General features: G+C 74.9%; 5 protein-coding genes. 1 reads left to right on the top strand and 4 read right to left on the bottom strand.

Annotation, left to right across the window (positions count from 1 at the left end; translation table 11 throughout):
- The 4 genes from AC0CYZ_RS23630 to AC0CYZ_RS23615 form a co-directional block, all read right to left on the bottom strand.
- The coding region (locus AC0CYZ_RS23630) for a DivIVA domain-containing protein (RefSeq protein ID WP_472219868.1) at nucleotides 1-342 on the bottom strand (342 nt) is incomplete at its 3' end.
- 175 nt (nucleotides 343-517) lie between these two features.
- The gene (locus AC0CYZ_RS23625) at nucleotides 518-1,474 is read right to left on the bottom strand and encodes a glucosyl-3-phosphoglycerate synthase (RefSeq protein WP_472219866.1); all 957 of its coding nucleotides are present in this window, start codon (nucleotides 1,472-1,474) and stop codon (nucleotides 518-520) included.
- Nucleotides 1,471-2,025: an LOG family protein gene (locus AC0CYZ_RS23620; RefSeq protein ID WP_472219863.1), complete on the bottom strand. Its 555-nt coding sequence runs from the start codon at nucleotides 2,023-2,025 to the stop codon at nucleotides 1,471-1,473. The genes AC0CYZ_RS23625 and AC0CYZ_RS23620 overlap by 4 nt, the downstream gene beginning before the upstream one ends.
- Complete coding sequence (locus tag AC0CYZ_RS23615; RefSeq protein ID WP_472219860.1) at nucleotides 2,022-2,849, bottom strand: LOG family protein; 828 nt, start codon at nucleotides 2,847-2,849, stop codon at nucleotides 2,022-2,024. The genes AC0CYZ_RS23620 and AC0CYZ_RS23615 overlap by 4 nt, the downstream gene beginning before the upstream one ends.
- Nucleotides 2,850-2,970: 121 nt before the next feature.
- Between AC0CYZ_RS23615 and AC0CYZ_RS23610 the strand changes: the two genes are divergently transcribed.
- On the top strand, nucleotides 2,971-3,357 hold a 387-nt coding region (locus tag AC0CYZ_RS23610; RefSeq protein ID WP_472219857.1), incomplete at its 3' end, for an NAD(P)H-dependent oxidoreductase.

Genomic DNA, 3,357 nt, shown 5'->3' with positions numbered 1-3,357 from the left:
GAGCACCACGTCGGTGCGCGGCTCGGGCTCCTCCTGGTCGGCGGGGGCCGGGGCCTGGTGGCCCTCGTGGACGGCGAGGCGGGCCCGCAGCGCGTCGACCTCGGCGGCCAGCCGGTCGAGCGCCCAGTCCACCTCGCTCATGCGGTATCCGCGGAAGGCCTGCTGGAACCGCAGCCCGCGGACGTCGACGCCGGTGAGGTCCCGCGCGGGCAGCCGGGTCGGCGTGGCGCCGGGCGGCATGGGCTCGAGCTCCTCGCCCCGACCGGCCAGCAGCGCCGTCGCGACGTAGATGACGGCCGCGACGACCCCGACGACGAGGACGTAGACCAGCGCGCTGCCCATGGGGCGATGGTGGCACGGGCCCCCGACGGCGGCCGTCAGGCGCCCGCCGTGGGTCGCGGGGCGCCCACCCGCCCCGCCGCAGCAACGGCACATTGCTGACGTCAGACGTCAGGACGGCGCCGTTCACCCGAGGGGGGCGCCCAGACCGCGCCGCAGCAACGGCGCATTGCTGACGTCAGACGTCAGGACGACGCCGTTCACCCGAGGACGCCAGCAGCTCGCGCATCGGGGGCCGGTCGCCGGTCGCCACGTCGTGGGTCTCGGGGAGCCACTGCCCGCCGACCGGCACGAACTGGGTCAGCGGCCGCGGGCCCCCGTCGAGGACCGCGCACCGGCGCAGCGCGACGTCGAGGACCTCCGCCGCCGTCACGCCCAGGGCGCGCAGGCTGCGGTGGCGGTGCTTGCGGACCCCGAGGTCGACCTGCCCGATGGCGTCCAGCCCCCGGGTCCGGTGGGTGTCGAGCAGCAGCCCGAGCTCGACGCCGTACCCGCCGGCGAAGGGCAGCGACTCCAGCAGCGCCCGCGTCGCGGCGTACTCCCCGCCGAGCGGCTGGACGATCCCGGCGAGCTCGGGGCGCAGCGCGGCCAGGGCCGGCCGGGCGACGAGCTCGGTGACCCGCCCGCCGCCGGTGGCGATGACGTCGTCCTCCGACAACCGCAGCGGGCGGTGGTAGAAGCCCTTGACCAGCTCGACCCCGGGCGCGGTGAGCAACGGGCCGAGCAGCGAGGTGACGAAGCGGGCGTCGACGTCGACGAGGTCGGAGTCGAGGTAGACCACGACGTCCCCGGCGGTCGCGGCGAGCGCCCGCCACAGCACCTCGCCCTTGCCCGGGCGCACCGCCACGCCGGGCAGCGCCTCCTCGCGGGACACCACGCGGGCCCCGGCGGCCGCGGCGCGCGCGACGGTGGCGTCGGTGGAGCCGGAGTCCACGACGACGACCTCGTCGACCAGCGTGCCCACCAGCGGCGTCACCGCCCCGACCACCCCGCCGACGGTCTCCTGCTCGTCGAGCGCGGGCAGGACCACCGAGACGGTGCGCCCGGCCTTCGCCGCCGCCAGCTCCGCGGCCGTCCACGACGGCTCCGCCCAGGTCCGCGCGGAGAACCAGGGCTCGTGGCGTGCGGCGGTCACGACGGCTGCGGCACGGCCGCCGCCACCGCGTCCAGTGCCGCGTCGGCGGTCGTCGTGCGGACCAGGGCGTCCAGCGAGCCCGCCGAGACGAAGCCGGTCCCCGTCAGGCCCTCCACCCAGCGCAGCAGGCTGTCGTAGTGACCGGTGGGGTCGCACAGGACCACCGGTTTGGCGTGCATCCCGAGGTAGCGGGCGGTCCAGGTCTCGAAGAGCTCCTCGAGGGTGCCGAGGCCGCCGGGCAGGGCGACGACGGCCTCCGAGCGCTCGTCCATCGCGGCCTTGCGCTCGCGCATCCCGTCGACGACGACGAGCTCGTCGGACGCGTCGTCGGCGACCTCGCGGTCGACGAGCCCGGTCGGGATGACCCCGACGGTGTGCGCTCCCCCGGCCCGTGCGGCGCGCGCGACCTCCCCCATCATCCCGACGCGGCCCCCGCCGGAGACCAGCGTCCAGCCGCGGGCCGCGATCCCGGCGCCCACGTCGCGGGCGAGCGCCAGGTGGGTGTCGCCGACCGGCCCGGACGCGCAGAACACGCAGACCGCGAGGCTCACCGCTCCGGGCCCGGGTCCGGGTCCGCGACGAGCTCGGCGAAGCCCTTCTCGACGATCGCGACGACGTCGTCGACGTCGTCGGTGACGGTGATGAGCTCCACGTCGGGCGGGCTGATGACCCCGTGGGAGAGCGCGCTGGTGCGCAGCCAGTCGACGAGCCCGCCCCAGTAGTCCGACCCGAGCAGGACGACCGGGAAGCGGGTGACCTTGCCGGTCTGGACGAGGACCAGCGCCTCGAAGAGCTCGTCGAGGGTGCCGAAGCCGCCGGGCAGGCACACGAACGCCTGGGCGTACTTCACGAACATCGTCTTACGGGCGAAGAAGTAGCGGAAGCCGACGCCGAGGTCGACCCACGGGTTGAGGCCCTGCTCGAACGGCAGCTCGATCCCGAGCCCGACCGACAGCCCACCGGCCTCGGAGCAGCCGCGGTTGGCGGCCTCCATGATCCCGGGCCCGCCGCCGGTGATCACCGCGTAGCCGGCGCGGGCGAGCGCACCGCCGAGGGCCATGCCGGTCGCGTAGTCGGGGTGGTCGGGCCTGGTGCGGGCGGAGCCGAAGACGGTGACGGCGCGCGGGATCTCGGCGAGGACGCTGAAGCCCTCGACGAACTCGGCGTGGATCCGCTGCAGGCGCCACGCGTCGGAGTGGACCCACTCGGCGGGGCCGCGCGAGTCGAGCAGCCGTTGGTCGGTGGTCGACGAGAGCCGCGCGGGGTCCCGGTGCTCGGCGCGCCGCTTGTCGATGGTGGTCGGCCGCGGCGTCGTCAGGTCGTCGGAGCGCAGCGGATCGGGACGCTGCGGCTCGAACGGTGGGGACCCGGTCATGGTCGCCAGCGTAGGGACGCCCGCTCGGGGCGCGCGCCGCGGCCGCATGTGTCCGGACCCGATCCCTGGGTAACCGGTTGAAGAAGCAACTTCTTTCGTCGACGAAGGGTGTTCCCCCCGCATGACCACGAAGGTCGCCGTCATCTACTACAGCCAGACCGGCACGATCCACCAGCTCGCCCAGGAGTACGCGGCCGGGGCCGAAAAGGCCGGGGCCGAGGTGCGCCTGCGCCATGTCGCCGAGCTGGCGCCGCAGCAGGCCGTGGACTCCAACGAGAAGTGGAAGGCCCACCGCGAGGAGTCGGCGAGCGTCCCCGAGGCGACTGCGGACGACGTCCTCTGGGCCGACGCGGTGATCTTCGGGTCGCCGACGCGCTACGGCAACGTGGCCGCGCAGCTCAAGCAGTTCATCGACCAGCTCGGCCCGCAGTGGGCGCAGGGCCTGCTCGCCGACAAGGTCTACAGCGGGTTCACCTCGTCCTCGACGCTGCACGGCGGCCAGGAGTCG

It is taken from the genome of Actinomycetospora sp., assembly GCF_055612215.1.
This window is presented reverse-complemented; position numbering and strand designations above follow the sequence as displayed.

Excerpts from the sequence above, each read along its gene's own strand:
- AC0CYZ_RS23615 (WP_472219860.1), bottom strand. The coding sequence starts at position 2,849 with ATGACCGGGTCCCCACCGTTCGAGCCGCAGCGTCCCGATCCGCTGCGC.